We start from the raw sequence: 15,668 nt of genomic DNA on the forward strand, positions 1-15,668 counted from the left end.
ACGCGAACTGCGAGGAGCAGCACAGCCATGACGTCCGTGATCGGCCGAAGCGTCACGCGCTGGGACACGCTGGGCAAGGTGACCGGCAGCGCCGTCTATGCCGGCGACGTGGCCCTGCCCGGGCTGCTGCACGGCAAGATCAAGCGATCGACGGTGGCGCATGCGCGCATCCGCGCCATCGACGCGGCCCGCGCCCTGGCGCTGCCGGGCGTGCGGGCCGTGCTGACCCACGCCGACGTGCCGCGGGTGCTGCATTACGGCTCGCCGCATCCGCGCTCCGCCTCGGTCACCAAGGATCAGTACATCCTCGACACCACGGTCCGTTATCACGGCGAGGGTGTCGCCGCGGTCGCGGCCGACAGCGAGGAGATCGCCGAAGCGGCGCTGGAGCTGATCACGGTCGACTACGAGCCGCTGCCGGCGCTGCTCACGGTGGCCGACGCGCTCGCCCCCGGCGCTCCGGCGATCCACGCGGTCGGTCCCGGCGGCAACCTGGTGCTCGACCCCGTGGTGGTGACGCGGGGCGACGTCGCGGCGGGCTTCGCGGCCGCCGACCTGGTCGTCGAGGGCACCTACACGCTCGGCCGCCCGGTGCCGGCCTACATGGAGCCGAACGTCTGCGTCTGCCAGTGGGACGCGCTCGGCAAGCTCACCATCTGGACCTCGACCCAGAGCCCCTTCATGGTGCGCGGCACGCTCGCCGAAGTCTTGGGCCTGCCGCTCACCAAGGTGCGGGTGCTGGTCGACCACATGGGCGGCGGTTTCGGCGCCAAGCAGGATCTCTTCCAGCACGAGTTCCTGTGCGCGCTGCTGGCGCAGCGCACCGGCCGCCCGGTGCGCATGGAGTTCTCCCGCAAGGAGACGTTCCTGGGCGGCCGCACCCGTCACTCCGGCTCCATCCGGCTGAAGCAGGGCTTCCGCCGCGACGGCACCATCACGGCGCGCGAGGCCGAGATCGTCTTCGACAGCGGCGCCTACGGGTCGCACGGGCCGGGCGTCACCGCGGTCGCCACCGCGTCGCTGACGTCACTCTACCGCTGCGACAACGTCCACCTGGTCGGCCGCTGCGTCTACACCAACACGCCGATCGCCGGCGCCTTCCGGGGCTACGGCGTGGTGCAGTCCTATTACGCGCTCGACAGCCAGATGGACGAGGCGGCCGAACAGCTCGGGCTCGACCCGGCGGCGCTCAAGCTGATGAATGCCGTGCGCGACGGCGACCTCGCACCCTCCGGCCACCCGATCGTCGGCCATGGCCTCGAAGACTGCATCCGCCGCGGCCTGGAGGAGACCGGCTGGGCCGCGCGCCGCGCAGCGCCGAAATCACACGATGCGGGCCGCCGCCGGCGCGGCTGGGGCATGGGTTGCGAGATGCACGGCTCCTCCGCCTATCCAGGCATCAAGGAGCAGGGCAACGCCATCGTCCGCATGAACGAGGACGGCACCGTCACGCTGTTCACCGGCACCACCGGGCTCGGCACCGGGGCCCACACGGCGCTCGCGCAGATCACCGCCGAAGAGCTGGGCGTTCGCTTCGAGGACGTCGCCGTGGTGCATGGCGACACCGACGTGGTGCCGTGGGACATCGGCGCCTTCGCCAGCCACACCACCTACATGGCGGGGCGCGCCTGCCAGATGGCGGCCGCGCAGGTGAAGGCCAAGGTCCTGGCGCGCGCCGCCGACCGGCTGGAGGTCGCGGCGGACGATCTCGATATCCGCGACGGCGTCGTCACGGTGCGCGGCGTGCCCGGCCTCTCCCTCACCGTCGCCGACGCCATCGCGGCGGAGCGCGGCATCCCGGCCCCGCAACTCGTCGGCGAGGGCAGCTATCGGCCGACCAAGTCCTACTCGTTCGCGGCGCATTTCGTCGAGGTCGAGGTCGACACCGAGACCGGGCAGATCGACGTCGTGCAGGTCGTGCCGGTGCACGAGATCGGCAAGGTGATTCACCCGGTCGCCGCCGCCGGCCAGATCGAGGGCGGCATCCAGCAGGGCATCGGCCACACGCTGACCGAGGACTTCCGCGTCGACCCGCGCGACGGGCGCCCGCTCAATGCGAGCTTCGTCGACTACAAGATGCCGCTCGCCATGGACATGCCGCCGATCCGCACCATCATCCTGGAGACGGCCCCGGACGAAGGCGGCCCGTTCGGCGCCAAAGGCGTCGGCGAGGACCCGATCATCGCCATCGGGCCGGCCATCGCCAATGCGGTGCACGACGCGATCGGCGTGCGCTTCCGCCACTACCCGATCACGCCCGAGCAGGTGCTCGCCGCGCTGGCGGAGAAGGGCGCGACACCGACGCTCTGCGCCGCCGACCAACACGACCAGACGGACCCATGACCAAGACCGAAACCACCACCCCCGTTCCCGTCACCATCCTGACCGGCTTTCTCGGCGCCGGGAAGACGACGCTGCTCAACTACATCCTCACCGAGCGCCACGGCCACCGCATCGCCGTGATCGAGAACGAGTTCGGCGAGGTCAACATCGATTCGGGTCTCGTCCTCACCTCGGAGGAAGAGATCTACGAGATGACCAACGGCTGCATCTGCTGCACCGCCAGCGTCCGCCAGGATCTGATCGAGGTGTTGCAGAAGCTGATGGCGCGGCGCGAGAAGTTCGACCACATCCTGGTCGAGACCACCGGAATCGCCGATCCGACCCCGGTGGCGGCCGCCTTCTTCGTCGACGACGCGGTGGCCCGCCAGGTGACGCTCGACGGCATCGTCACGCTGGTCGACGCCAAGCACATCGGCGCCCATCTCGACGATCCCGACCTGCACGGCGTCGATAACCAGGCGGTCGACCAGATCGTCGCGGCCGACCGGCTGATCGTCAACAAGGTCGATCTCGTCGACGAGCCGGAGGTGGCGAGCGTGGAAGGGCGCCTGCGCGGCCTCAACGCCACCGCCGACATCATCCGGTCGAGCTACGCCAAGGTGGAGCTGGAGCAGATTCTCGGCATCGGCGCCTTCGACCTCTCGAAGACGCTTGCGGCCGACGCGCATTTCCTCGACGTCTCCCATCATCACCATGCGCACGATCCGGCGCTGGAGACGATGTCGTTCGTCGATCCCGGCGCCTTCGTGCCGGCGAGGCTCGACGCCTTCCTGCGCGACCTGCTCGCCGCGCGCGGCGACGACATCTTCCGCCTCAAGGGCATCGTCGCGATGGCGGGCGACCCGCGCCGCCACGTCATCCAGGGCGTCCACCGGATGATGGAGATCCGCTCCGCCGATCCATGGGGCCGCCAGCCGCGCGCCTCGCGCATCGTGCTGATCGGGCGTCACCTCGACCGCGCCGCCGTCGAGGCGGGCCTGCGGGCGTGCCTGGCGGGGTAGAGTCCTTCTGCATCTCGCCCCGCCGTGCGGGGCGAGGCAGCGCCGGATGACGGGCGTCATACCAGATTCGATGATCAATTCGGTGGTCATTCCGGAAGCCGCGAAGCGGCTATCTGGAATCCAGCCGAGAGTTCCGAGTTGCCGCTGGGTTCCGGGTTCGCCGCTGCGCGGCGCCCCGGAATGACGGCGCGCTGATCCCCCGAAAACAGGATCAGAGCACCCCCGCGGCTCGCGTCAGATCGGCCGCGAGGTCGTCGGCGTGCTCGAGCCCGACCGAGAGGCGCAACAGCCCGTCCGAGATGCCGAGCGCTGCGCGCTCCTCCGGCTTGAAGCGCGAATGCGTCGTCGTCGCCGGATGGGTGATCAGGCTCTTGGCGTCGCCGAGATTGTTGGAGATGCGCACCAGCCGCAGCGCGTTCTGGAAACGGAACGCACCCGCCTTGCCGCCCGCGACCTCGAAGGCGATCAGCGTCGACGGACCGCTCATCTGGCGGGCGATCAGCTCGGCTTGCGGATGATCGGCGCGGCCCGGGAAGATGACGCGCGTCACCGGCGCGAGGCCCGCCAGCATATCGGCAAGCTTGCCGGCGGTCTCCGCCTGGCGGGCGATGCGCAGCGGCAGCGTCTCCAGGCTCTTCACCAAAACCCAGGCGTTGAACGGCGACATCGACGGGCCGGTCATGCGCAGGAAGAGCTGGATGCGCTCCTCGATCAGCACCCGTGACGCCAGAATGGCGCCGCCCATGCAGCGGCCCTGGCCGTCGATATGCTTGGTGGCCGAGTAGACGACCACGTCGGCGCCGAGCGCCAGCGGTCGCTGATGGAGCGGCGTCGCGAACACGTTGTCGACGACGAGCAGCGCGCCGACCGCGTGGGCGATCTCGGCGATCGCCGCGATGTCGAGCACCTCCAGCGTCGGATTGCACGGCGTCTCCAGGAAGAACACCGCGGTCTCGGGCCGCACCGCGGCGCGCCACTGGTCGAGATCGGCGCCGTCGACCAGAGTCGCCGTCACGCCGAAGCGCGGCAGCATCTCCTCGATGATCCACCGGCACGAGCCGAACATGGCGCGCGGCGCCACCACATGGTCGCCGGCCTTGACGAGGCTGACGATGGCGCCGTGCACGGCCGCCATGCCGGTCGCGGTGGCACGGCAGGCCTCGGCGCCCTCGAGCGCCGCCAGCCGATCCTCGAACATCGACAGCGTCGGGTTGCCGTAGCGGCTGTACTGGTAACCCGGGTCCTCGTTCTTGAAGCGCGCCTCGGCGGTCTCGGCGCGGTCGTAGACGAAGCCCTGGGTCAGATAGAGCGTCTCGGCGGTCTCCCCGAAGGGCGAGCGCAGGATGCCGGCATGCACCAGGCGGGTTTCGGGATGCAGGTCTTCGAGATGCAGGTCGGTGTCCGACACGGGCGGGCCGGGCGGAGAGGCTTTGGTATCGAGCATCGCGGCGGTTCACTGACGGGAGCGGCGCGGCCGCTCCGGGGACATGACGCCGCCGCGGCCTGCGGCGGCTCGGCTCGCCGCCATAGAGCACAAGCCACCGGCCGCCACCAGCGGCACCACGGGGGCGCTGCCGCGATGCCGTCCTCTGCGGCACTCCGATCCGGCCCACGGCCGCGGACGGCTTCTCCGAACAGGGGCGCAGACGATGGGTTCGTGGTTCGAATTTGGTCCGGCGGAGAAGGATGTTCCAAACTGTAGCCGCCATATTGCGGTCCGGAGAAACAATCGCCTTGTTGCAGCACACAACACCGTCCGCGTCACCCGGAGCCCGCGATGACCCGCACCCGTTCCCTCTCCCGCCGGACCATCCTGGCCGGCTCCGTTCTGGGCGGCCTCGCGGCCGGCTCCGTTCTGGGCGGCCTCGCGGCCGCCATGGCGGCCGGCCCGGCGCTCGCGCAAGGCACGGCTCCCGCGGCGACGCCCGTCAAGGCGCGCATCGGCGTGATCCCGATTCTCGGCGCCGCCCCGGTGTTCGTCGCCGACCGCGAGGGCTGGCTGAAGGCCGCCGGCATCGAGGCGACGTTCACCACCTTCGAGTCGGGGCCCAACATGATCGCGGCGCTCGCCTCCGGCACCATCGACATCTATGTGGCCGGCGTCGCGCCGCTGGTCGTCGCCCGCTCGCGCGGCGTCGACGTGCGCGTCGTCGCCGCCACCGCGGTCGAGGAGATGACCTTCGTGGCGACCGCCAAGCTGGCCCGCCACTTCGAGCCCGGTGTCACCCCCGCCGAGGCGTTCCGCCGCTATCGCGCCGCCGCCGGCAGCCCGGCCCGGCTCGCCACCCAGCCGGCCGGCTCGGTCCCCAACACCACGCTTCAGCACTGGCTGTGGGAGGTCGGCAAGGTCGACAAGGCCGACGTCACCATCGTGCCGATGGGCATCGACGCCACCCAGCAGGCCGTGCAGGTCGGCGCCGTCGAGGGCGCGACGGTGCGCGAGCCGGCGGTCGCCATCGTGCGGGGCCGCGATCCCGGCATCCGGCTGGTGGCGCTCGGCGGCGAAATGTTCCCGGGCCAGCCCGGCACCGTGGTGGCCGCCACGGCCGCGTTCCTGGACAAGAACCCGGCGCAGGCGCAGGCGCTGGTCGACGCGGTGGTGCGTGCCGTCCGGCTGATCCAGGAGGACCCGGCCCGCGCCGCGCCCCCGATCGAGGCGGCCCTCGGCAAGGGCATCGTCGACAGCGCCACCATCCGGGCGGCGCTCGCCTCGCCCGCCTCGAAGTTCGTGGCCGACCCGCGCAGCATCGTGACGGCGACGGCCGCGATGCAGCGCTATCAGGTGACGCTCGGCACGCTCGACCGCGAGCTGCCGCTCGATGGCCTGTTCGAGCCCCGGTATTTCGTGAGGGCGACGGCGACGCAGTAGCGCCGGCGGTTTCGTCTCACGTCGTCATGTCCGGCCTCGTGCCGGGCATCCACGGTCTTCCGGTCTCACCGGACGAAAAGGCGTGGGTGGCCGGGACGAGCCCGGCCATGACGAGCAAATGTGGTCACATCGGCGTCGATTTCGGCACGAGCTCGTTCAGTGCGCCTCTCCAGTGTCCTCCTCCCTCTCGCCGGCCTCGCGGTCTTCCTGGCCGTGTGGGAGGCCGTCCCTCGCCTCGGGCTGGTCAATCCGGCCTTCCTGCCGCCGCCGAGCGTCATCCCGTCCGCCTTCCTGCGCGAGCTGGCCTCCGGCCTGTGGCCGAGCGCGGTCGCGTCGAGCCTCGGCCATTATGCGATCGGCCTCGTGGTGGGGGCGGCGCTCGGCATCGCGCTCGGCATCGTCACCGGCATGTCGCGGGCCATGGAAGGGCTGACCGCCTGGGTGGTGCGGGTGCTGCGGCCGGTGCCGGGGCTCGCCTGGGTGCCGTTCGCCATCATCTGGTTCGGGGTGGCGCCGTCGGCCGCCGTGTTCATCATCGCGGTCGGGGTGTTCTGGATCGTCTACTTCGCGGCGCACGGTGCCATTCGCGGCGTCGACCGCGACCTGATCGAGCTGGCCGCCGCCTTCGGCTTCCGCTCGGCCCCGGCGCGTCTCGTCAAGGTGCTGCTGCCGGCGGCGGCGCCCGGCATCCTGGTCGGCCTGCGCACCGCCCTCGGGCAAGCCTGGATGGCCGTGGTGGCGGCCGAGATCTTCGGCGTGTTCGGGCTCGGGCAGCGGATGATGCAGGCGTCGAGCCTGCTCGCGACCGACATCGTGGTCGTCTACATGCTCACCATGGCGGCGCTGTACGGCCTCATCGACAGCTTGTTCGTGGCTCTCCAGGGATGGCTGCTGCGATGGAAAGCGTGATCGCGCTGCGCGGCCTGTCGCTCGCCTTCGCGCGCGACGGCACCGTCACCGAGGTGCTCCAGGGCGTCGACCTCGACGTCCGCCGCGGCGAGCTGCTGGCCATCGTCGGCCCGTCCGGGGTCGGCAAGTCGACGCTGCTGCGGGTCGTCGCCGATCTCGCGCCGCCGAGCGCCGGCACCGTCACGGTGGCGGGCGCCGGGGCGGGGCGCCGGGCGGTCGCGCTGGTGTTCCAGGACGCCCGGTTGATGCCGTGGCGGCGGGTGATCGACAACGTGGCGTTCGGGCTGGAGCACCGCGACGTGCCGCGCCGCGATCGCCGGCCGCGTGCCGCGGCGGCGCTCGCCGTGGTCGGCCTCGCCGACCTCGCGCGGCGCTGGCCACATCAGCTCTCCGGCGGGCAGCGCCAGCGTGTCGCCCTCGCCCGCGCCCTCGCGGTCGATCCCGCCGTGCTGCTGATGGACGAGCCGTTCTCGGCGCTTGACGCCATCACCCGCGAGAGCCTCCAGGACGAGCTGATCCGCATCCGTGCCGCGACCGGCAAGACCATCCTGTTCGTCACCCACGACATCGACGAGGCGACCTATCTGGCCGACCGCGTCGTGGTGCTGGCCGGCAGCCCGGGCCGCATCGCCGCGATCCACACGATCGACGCCCCGCGACCGCGGCGGCGCAGCGATCCGGGCCTCCAGGGGCTCGCGCTCGCGGTGCGGGCGGACCTCGAAGCGGACGTCGCCGGCGGCGCCGGCATCTGACCGGCCCCGTACACGAGACCGCACCGCGCCGCGACCGTCACCCGGCCACCCTCCGACCCTGAATCACCGGGACGTGTCCGGCCGTGATCGCTCGCCGTGATACGACGGTCACCGCGGGCGCCCATAATCAACGGCCGGCACACTCGTCGGTGGTGTCGCTCCACCGAACGAACGGCGACGGGCAGGGGAACCGAATCCCTGGATACCCGTTCGCACGAGACGGACCTCGGATTAGCTGCGCCGCACCGCGATCGTGGCGAGCGTCGATATCGATCAATGGAATCAGCATGACCCTCACGGCCCTCACGCCGCGTCGCGGCACCCCGGAGCCGCCGGCCAGCTCGCCGCCTCCCGGGTCGCCGGCCGCGCCGGCCCTCGCCGACGCCTACGCCCGAGTTCGCGCCCACACCGAGGCCCTGGCGGCGCCGCTCTCGGCCGAGGACCAGGTGATCCAGTCGATGCCGGACGCCAGCCCCACCAAGTGGCACCGCGCCCACACCACCTGGTTCTTCGAGCAGTTCGTGCTGGTGCCGCACGCGCCCGGCTATCGCGTTTTCGACGAGCGGCTGGCCTTCCTCTACAACTCCTATTACCTGGCCGCCGGGCCGCGGCACGCTCGTCCGCGCCGCGGCATGATCACCCGGCCGAGCAACGCCGAGGTCGCCGACTACCGCGCCCATGTGGACGCCGCCATGGCGCGGCTGCTCGCCGACCCCGCGGCGCTGACGCCCGCGCTCGCCGAGGTCGTCACCATCGGGCTCAACCACGAGCAGCAGCATCAGGAGCTGATCCTCACCGACATCCTGCACGCCTTCGCCGAGAACCCGATCGCGCCGGCCTACGACCCGGCCTGGCGCTGGCGCCCGGCGACCCCGGCCGACGGCATGGTGTCGCTGCCCGAGGGCATCCACACGATCGGGCATCGCGGCGACGGCTTCTCCTACGACAATGAAGGGCCGGCCCATCGCGTGCTGGTCGGCCCCGTCGGCATCGCGCGCGGTCTCGTCACCAACCGCGACTGGCTCGCCTTCATGGCGGACGGTGGCTACGCCGAGGCGGCGCTGTGGCTCTCCGACGGCTTCGCGGCCGTGCAGGCCGAGGGCTGGCAGGCGCCCGGCCACTGGCGCGAGATCGACGGCCAGTGGCACGCCGTGACGCTGGGCGGTTCGCAGCCGGTCGAGCCGGACGCCCCGGTCTGTCACGTCAGCTACTACGAGGCGGACGCCTTCGCGCGCTGGGCCGGCCGCCATCTGCCGAGCGAGGCCGAGTGGGAGGTCGCCGCCGCCACCGGCGAACTCGCCGACGCCTTCGGCGTTGTCTGGCAATGGACCCGCAGCGCCTACCTGCCCTATCCGGGATATCGGGCCGCGGACGGCGCGCTCGGCGAGTACAACGGCAAGTTCATGGTGAACCAGATGGTGCTGCGCGGCAGCTCGCTCGCCACTTCGCCGGGCCATGCTCGCCTCACCTACCGCAACTTCTTCCCGCCGTCGGCGCGCTGGCAGTTCACCGGCGTGCGGCTGGCCGCGTTTTCCGCATAAGGCGCGGCGTCCCCCGAGCGAGGCACCCCCGATGACTGCTCATGTGCGCGTTCCCCGCGGCCTCCGGTTGCCGTCCGATGTGGTATCGGACGTCGGCCGTGCGGCTTTCCTGACCGACGTGATCGCGGGCCTGTCGGCCGACCCGAAGCGCATTCCGCCGAAGTACTTCTACGACGAGCGCGGCTCGCAGCTGTTCGAGGCGATCACCCGCACGCCCGAATACTATCCGACCCGCACCGAGCTGGGCATCCTCACCGAGCACGCCGCCGACATCGCCCGCGTCATCCCCGATGGCGCCGCGATGATCGAGTTCGGGGCCGGCGCTCTCACCAAGGCGCGGATTCTTCTCGCCGCGTCCCCTGTCTCGGTGTTCGTGCCGGTCGACATCTCGGGCGACTTCCTGGCCGGCGAGGCCGCCAAGCTCGCCGCCGAGTTGCCCGACCTGACGGTGCGGCCGGTCGCGGCCGACTTCACGGCTCCGTTCGTGCTGCCGGCCGAGGCGGAGCATCGCCCCCGGATCGGCTTCTTCCCGGGCTCGACGCTCGGCAACTACGAGCCGCACGAGGCGGCCGCCTTCCTGCGTCACGCCGGCCAGATCATCGGTCCGGGCGGACGCCTGATCGTCGGCATCGATCTCGTCAAGGACGTCGACGTGCTCAATCGCGCCTACAACGACGCCAGCGGCGTGACGGCGGCGTTCAACCTCAACCTGCTGCGGCGGATCAACCGCGAGCTGGGCGGCAACTTCGATCTCGACACGTTCTGGCATCGCGCCTTCTACAACCGCGAGCATCACCGCATCGAGATGCATCTGGCGAGCCGGGTCCGCCAGCGGGTGCGGGTCGACGGCCGCTGCTTCGACTTCCGCCGCGGCGAGACGATCCACACCGAGAGCAGCTACAAGTACACGACCGAGCTGTTCCGGGCCCTCGCCGCCGGCTCCGGCTGGCGACTCGCGGAGACATGGACTGACCGCGACGGCTGGTTCGCGGTGCATGCGCTCGTGCGCGCCTGACGGGCGCGTCCGTCGAACGACCCGATCTCATTCTCTCCCCGACGGCCCGCCCCACAGGCGGGCCGTTTCGCGTTGCGGTCTGCGGTCCCGCGACGATCGCGCGGCACGGCGACGTCGCTCCCTTGCGGGGCGGCCACCTGTCATACACAGTAGGGTCGTGCCGGCTCCGCCGCCGCACCAAGCCGCGAACAACAGTCCGGGAGAAACGCATGTGCATCGCCTGCGCCGAAACGTCGTTCGGGTTCGTCACCAGACAGCCGTCGCGGCGCCGCTTCCTCGCCGGAGCCGCGGGCGCCGCCGCCCTCTACGCCGCCGCCCGGACGCTCGGGCCGATGCCGGCCGCCGCCGAGGGCGGCAAGGCCGACCTGATCATCGAGAACGCCACGATCGTGACGCTCGATCCGACGATGCCGCGGGCCGAGGCGATCGCCATCGCCGGGGACCGCATCGTCGGCGTCGGTACGCGCCGTGACCTGGAGGCGCTGCGCGGCCCCTCGACCCGGATCGTCGACGCCGGCGGGCGCACCGTCATTCCCGGCCTCAACGACGCCCACACGCACTTCATCCGCGGCGGCCTCACCTACTCCCAGGAGCTGCGCTGGGACGGCGTGCCGTCGCTGGCCCTGGCGCTGTCGATGCTGAAGGAGCAGGCGGCGCGCACCCCGGCGCCCCATTGGGTGCAGGTGATGGGCGGCTGGACGCCACACCAGTTCCGCGAGAAGCGGCTACCAACCCTCGACGAGATCAATGCGGCGGCCGGCGACGTGCCGTGCTTCGTGATGCACCTCTACGACCGCGCCTTCGTCAACAAGGCCGGGCTGCGGGCGCTCGGCTGGAGCCGCGACACGCCGGAGCCGTTCGGCGGCGTCATCGCACGCGACGGCAACGGCACGCCGACCGGGCTGGTCATCGCGACGACGAGTCTCGTCAGCCTGCTCTCGGTGTTCGCCAAGGTGCCGAAGCTGTCGGCCGACGAGCAGATCGCCTCGACCCGCCACATGATGCGCGAGCTGAACCGGCTGGGCCTGACCAGCCTGATCGACGCCGGTGGCGGCGGCCAGAACTATCCCGAGCACTACCAGGCGATCGCCCGGCTCGCCGCCGACAAGGCCCTGACGGTGCGCATCGGCTACACCCTGATGGCACAGCGGCCCGGGCGCGAGATCGACGACTATCGTGGCTGGCTGTCCAGCGCCAAGCTGCACCAGGGCGACGACTATTTCCGCCTGTGCGGAGCCGGCGAGTACGTGGTGTGGGCAGCCGGCGACAACACCAACTTCGCCAAGGACCCGGTGACGCAGCCGCCGATCATGGAGGAGAAGCTCACCGAAGTGCTGACCTTCGTGGCGCAGAACGGCTGGCCGTTCCGCATGCACGCCTCGTTCGACTATACGGCGCAACGCATTCTCGGCGTCGTCGAGAAGGTGCACCAGCAGGTGCCGGTCGACAAGCTCCGCTGGGGCCTGGAACACTGCGAGGGCATGACGACGCGCTCGCTCGAACGCCTGCGCGCGCTCGGCGGCAGTCTCGGCTTGCAGAACCGCATGTCGCTCGATGGCGAAGCCTATGTGGAGAAGTGGGGCCGCGAGGCCGCCGAGGATGCGCCGGCGTTCGGCCGCATCCGCGAGATGGGCATTCCGTTCGCGCTGGGCACCGACGGCAATCGCGCCGCGAGCCACAATCCGTGGGTCGGCATCCAGTGGCTCGTCGGCGGCCGCACGGTCGGCGGGCTGCGCCACGCGGCGGAGCGCAACCTGATGAGCCGTGAGGAGGCGCTGCGCGCCTACACGGCGAACGGCGCCTGGATGAGCGGCGAGGAGGACAAGAAGGGCACGCTGTCGGTCGGCAAATGGGCCGATCTGGCGATCCTCGCCGACGACTACTTCTCGGTGCCGGAAGAGCGCATCGCCCAGATGTCGGCCGTGCTCACCATGGTGGGGGGCCGCGTCGTCTACGGGGCCGGTCCCTATGCGAGCCTGGCACCGCCGGCTCTCGCGGTCGCCCCCGACTGGCTCCCGATCGGGCACTATGCCGGCTACGGACGGCAGGCGTCGCACGATGCCGGCCGCCGGCATGCCACTGCCGATACGGACGACGGCCGGGCCCTCGCGGCCGCGATGATCGCCGAGGCGATGCCGACCGTGCTCGGCGCCGACGGCCGGAGCTGGACGCTCGGCTGCGGTTGCGGCCTGCTCTGATCGGTGGCGGCCGATGCATGGGGGCGCCGGCGGGGCCGGCGTTCGGATCGAGGCGGGCGGCGGTCGTCAGTGGCGGCGGCGCGAGATGACGTAGGACTCGTCGTGGAACCACAGGCCGCCATGGGCGGCCAGCACCTCGCGGGTGGCGTCGAGCCAGTGGCCTTCGCGCACCGCGACGGTGAGCCGCTCGTCCTCGACCTGCGCCACGTACACGGCCGCGTTCCAGGCCGCGAACAGGGTCGAGATGCCGATGGTGTCGCCGATCTCGCGGGGCAGCGTATGCATGTCGTAACGGAACAGGGCACGATTGTCGGCGAAGGCGTTGAACACCAGGTCGCGCCCTTCGGCGCCGAGCTGCTCCTTGGTGGCGCGCAGGATCTCGTGGCGGTCGTGCAGGAAGGGCGCATCGTCGGGCCAGATGCGGCGGACGATCTCCTGACCCGGATCGTGGCCGTAGGCATGCACGCCGATCAGGCGGCCGCCGGGCGCGAGGGCGCGCGCGAGCGGCGCCACAACGCCGCGGACCTTGGTGTCGAGCCGCGCCCGCGCTCGGTAGGATTGCGACGCGACGACGAGATCGTAGCCCGCCACGGCGGCGCCACGACGCGGAATCACGGCGTCGAGCAGGAAGCGATGGTCCTCGCGGTAGATCACCAGCACGGCGGGCCGTTCGCTGCGGCGACCGCCGGTGCGCGGATCGACATCGGTGAGCCAGTTCTCCGCCAGAAAGCCTTCCAGCCCGGTGATCTGCTCCTCGAAACGATGGGCCGAGTCGCCGGACAGCGGCAGCTCGTGCCAGACGACGCGGCTGTCCGCCTCGGCGTCGCGCAGCGACAACCACGGCGCCGCCCCGTAGGGCAGATTGGTCAGCACCAGCACCTGGGCCGGATGCTCGTACAGACGGTCCGGCATCTTCTGGAGCACCAGCCGCACGTCCTCCAGGCTGACCTCCTTGCCGACCACGTAGAACGGCATGGTGGGGAAGCGGTGATGCATCGCCCGCATCACCCGCTCCAGCACGGTGCCGTCGCCGACCCCGGCGTCGAACACCCGCACGGCCGGCGGCCGCGGCACGATCGACGCGAGCTCCAGCGCGACGCGCTGGGCGATCACCCGCTTCTCGCTGCATGTCTGCACGAACAACAGATAGCGCTGCCGGTTGTCGAGAAAGCGGAAGCGCTGCTGCGGCGAGACGATCTCGGCCATCGGCGCCGGCGCCAGGGCGGCGCGCATCGCGAGCCCGTTGCCACGCGCCGCCGGCGCCCCGGCGAGATCGAGCGGCACCCGGTTGGCCTCCATGAAGGCGCGGATACGGTCGAGCGTCTCGGTGGTGATGCGCCCGCCGTTGCGCAGCCGCGCCGCGAGCTTGCCGTCGTTGACGGCGCGCCGGCCGAAGGTCGATTCGGCGAGCCCGGTCTCGCGGCAATAGGCGGAGATCTCCTGAATTAGCTCGTGGGCGTTCATCGCGGCGTCCTCCCGACCGTGAGCATCCCGCGTCTGACGCACGGGTTTCTGCCCACCATCATTCGATCGTCGCGGTTCCAGGCGGTCAACCCCCAAGGAGTCGCGCGGGACGGTCGGTCGCGGGTCTTCCGGTCACGTTCGCGTTGGCGGCGCAGCATCGGATCGCGTATCGATGCACGAAACCCGTCTCGCGTACGGCGTCTCGCCGCCGCCGGCGCCCCGTCTCCGGGAGTGGACATGATGCCGCGCTTCGCCGCCAACCTGGGTTATCTGTTCACCGATCGGCCGTTCCTGGCGCGCTTCGCCGCCGCGGCCGCCGCCGGCTTTCCGGCAGTCGAGCTGCAATATCCCTACGACCAGGACCCGGCCGCGATGCGGGCCGAGATCGTTCGCCACCGCCTGACCATGCTGGGCGTCAACACGCCACCGCCGCCCGACGCACCGTCCGGACTCGCCGGCGTGCCGGGCCGCGAGGCGGAGTTCGCGACGCTGCTCGACCGCGCCCTGGCGCTGGCCAACGCGATCGGAGCGCGGGCCATCCACTGCTTGGCCGGCACGGTGCCGGAGGCACGCCGCGCCGAGGCCGAGGACGTGTTCGTGGCCAATCTCCGCCACGCCGCCGATCGGGCCGCCGCGCACGGCCTCACCGTGCTGATCGAACCGCTGAACAGCCGCGATCGGCCGGGCTATCTGCTCGTCCGCGCCGAGCAGGCGGCGGCGATCATCGGCCGTGTCGAGCGCGCCAATGTGAGGATGCAGTTCGACGTCTACCATGCGCAGATCATGGGTGGCGACTTGATCCGCCGCCTGGAGCGGCACCACGACCTGATCGGCCACGTCCAGATCGCCGCGGTGCCGAGTCGGGCCGAGCCCGACGACGGCGAGGTGAACTACAGGGCTATCCTGGCCGCCCTCGATCGCCTGGGCTATGCCGGGCATGTCGGCTGCGAGTACGTCCCGCGTGGCCGCACCGAGGACGGCCTCGCCTGGGGGGCCGCCTGGGGGCTCGGCTCGGGCGCGGCCGCCCGCGGTGCACAACCGATTTTGTAGAGCGAAACCCGATCCAACGGGATCGGACCCCCGCTCCGGAAGTCCTTGCGTGATCGTATTTTCAGACGGCGAGCCGGCATCCACGTCGCCGGACGATGCTCCAGCGCCTGGGGGATCGGATTAGCCCTGCGTTAACGGATCGGGCGCACGCTCGCTCATCCGGCCCGTCCATGCGGGGCGGGCCGCACCCCCCGCTGCGAGGCCCGCCATGCTGAGCTCTCGCAAGACACGCTTCCGCTGGAGCAAGCAGGATCGTGAAAGCGATCAGCCGCTGTTCCGCGCCATGGCGCAGCAGTGGCATCCCACGGTCCGCCGCCACGCGCCCGACCCGGAGGAGACGCCCCGCCTCCGCACCCGCCCGCCCGATCCGGCCGGCAACGAGGCGCCGACCTGGACGCCGTGGCTGTGGATCGACTGAGCCGGCAACCGGCGAATCAATTCGGTGGTCGTTCCGGAAGCCGCGAAGCGGCTATCCGGAACCCAGCCGAGAGCTCCGAATTTGCCGCTGGATTCCGGGCTCGCCGCT

12 protein-coding genes are annotated in these 15,668 nt (G+C 71.2%); 10 read left to right on the top strand and 2 right to left on the bottom strand.

What is annotated here, in order from left to right; genetic code table 11:
- Nucleotides 1–27: 27 nt before the first annotated feature.
- Both ACFQUV_RS17880 and ACFQUV_RS17885 read left to right on the top strand, forming a co-directional pair.
- Nucleotides 28–2,343, top strand: a complete 2,316-nt coding sequence (locus tag ACFQUV_RS17880) for a xanthine dehydrogenase family protein molybdopterin-binding subunit (RefSeq protein ID WP_129608379.1) — start codon at nt 28–30, stop codon at nt 2,341–2,343.
- Nucleotides 2,340–3,344, top strand: coding sequence for a GTP-binding protein (locus ACFQUV_RS17885; protein ID WP_129608378.1), 1,005 nt, complete (start codon nt 2,340–2,342; stop codon nt 3,342–3,344). The genes ACFQUV_RS17880 and ACFQUV_RS17885 overlap by 4 nt, the downstream gene beginning before the upstream one ends.
- 211 nt (nt 3,345–3,555) lie before the next feature.
- Here the strand turns inward: ACFQUV_RS17885 and metZ are convergent, their stop codons facing one another.
- On the bottom strand, nt 3,556–4,788 hold the full coding sequence (metZ, locus tag ACFQUV_RS17890) for an O-succinylhomoserine sulfhydrylase (protein WP_129608377.1): 1,233 nt from the start codon (nt 4,786–4,788) through the stop codon (nt 3,556–3,558).
- Between the two features lie 432 nt (nt 4,789–5,220).
- Here metZ and ACFQUV_RS17895 point away from each other — a divergent pair, with 432 nt between their 5' ends.
- The 6 genes from ACFQUV_RS17895 (at nt 5,221) to ACFQUV_RS17920 (ending at nt 12,628) form a co-directional block, all read left to right on the top strand.
- Nucleotides 5,221–6,213 carry an ABC transporter substrate-binding protein gene (locus ACFQUV_RS17895; protein ID WP_165363825.1) on the top strand — a complete coding sequence of 331 codons (993 nt, stop codon included), beginning with the start codon at nt 5,221–5,223 and terminating at the stop codon, nt 6,211–6,213.
- Nucleotides 6,214–6,372: 159 nt separating this feature from the next.
- A complete protein-coding gene (locus tag ACFQUV_RS17900) occupies nt 6,373–7,122 on the top strand; it encodes an ABC transporter permease (RefSeq protein ID WP_129608375.1) in 750 nt (249 codons plus the stop codon).
- Nucleotides 7,110–7,874: an ABC transporter ATP-binding protein gene (locus ACFQUV_RS17905; RefSeq protein ID WP_129608374.1), complete on the top strand. Its 765-nt coding sequence runs from the start codon at nt 7,110–7,112 to the stop codon at nt 7,872–7,874. The genes ACFQUV_RS17900 and ACFQUV_RS17905 overlap by 13 nt, the downstream gene beginning before the upstream one ends.
- Before the next feature lie 287 nt (nt 7,875–8,161).
- Nucleotides 8,162–9,415 carry an ergothioneine biosynthesis protein EgtB gene (gene egtB / locus ACFQUV_RS17910; RefSeq protein WP_129608373.1) on the top strand — a complete coding sequence of 418 codons (1,254 nt, stop codon included), beginning with the start codon at nt 8,162–8,164 and terminating at the stop codon, nt 9,413–9,415.
- A 31-nt stretch (nt 9,416–9,446) separates the two neighbouring features.
- Complete coding sequence (gene egtD / locus ACFQUV_RS17915) at nt 9,447–10,430, top strand: L-histidine N(alpha)-methyltransferase (RefSeq protein WP_129608372.1); 984 nt, start codon at nt 9,447–9,449, stop codon at nt 10,428–10,430.
- Nucleotides 10,431–10,639: 209 nt separating this feature from the next.
- Nucleotides 10,640–12,628: an amidohydrolase gene (locus ACFQUV_RS17920; RefSeq protein WP_207211416.1), complete on the top strand. Its 1,989-nt coding sequence runs from the start codon at nt 10,640–10,642 to the stop codon at nt 12,626–12,628.
- Between the two features lie 66 nt (nt 12,629–12,694).
- Here the strand turns inward: ACFQUV_RS17920 and ACFQUV_RS17925 are convergent, their stop codons facing one another.
- Nucleotides 12,695–14,092, bottom strand: coding sequence for a hypothetical protein (locus ACFQUV_RS17925; RefSeq protein WP_129608371.1), 1,398 nt, complete (start codon nt 14,090–14,092; stop codon nt 12,695–12,697).
- Nucleotides 14,093–14,329: 237 nt separating this feature from the next.
- On the opposite strand from ACFQUV_RS17925, the gene ACFQUV_RS17930 reads away from it, so the two are divergent.
- Both ACFQUV_RS17930 and ACFQUV_RS17935 read left to right on the top strand, forming a co-directional pair.
- The gene (locus ACFQUV_RS17930; protein ID WP_244601507.1) at nt 14,330–15,142 is read left to right on the top strand and encodes a hydroxypyruvate isomerase family protein; all 813 of its coding nucleotides are present in this window, start codon (nt 14,330–14,332) and stop codon (nt 15,140–15,142) included.
- Between the two features lie 208 nt (nt 15,143–15,350).
- Nucleotides 15,351–15,560 carry a hypothetical protein gene (locus ACFQUV_RS17935; RefSeq protein ID WP_111383219.1) on the top strand — a complete coding sequence of 70 codons (210 nt, stop codon included), beginning with the start codon at nt 15,351–15,353 and terminating at the stop codon, nt 15,558–15,560.
- The last annotated feature ends 108 nt before the right edge of the window (nt 15,561–15,668 follow it).

The organism is Rhodoplanes sp. P11 (genome assembly GCF_964266735.1).
Taxonomy (GTDB): Bacteria; Pseudomonadota; Alphaproteobacteria; order Rhizobiales; family Xanthobacteraceae; genus Rhodoplanes; species Rhodoplanes serenus.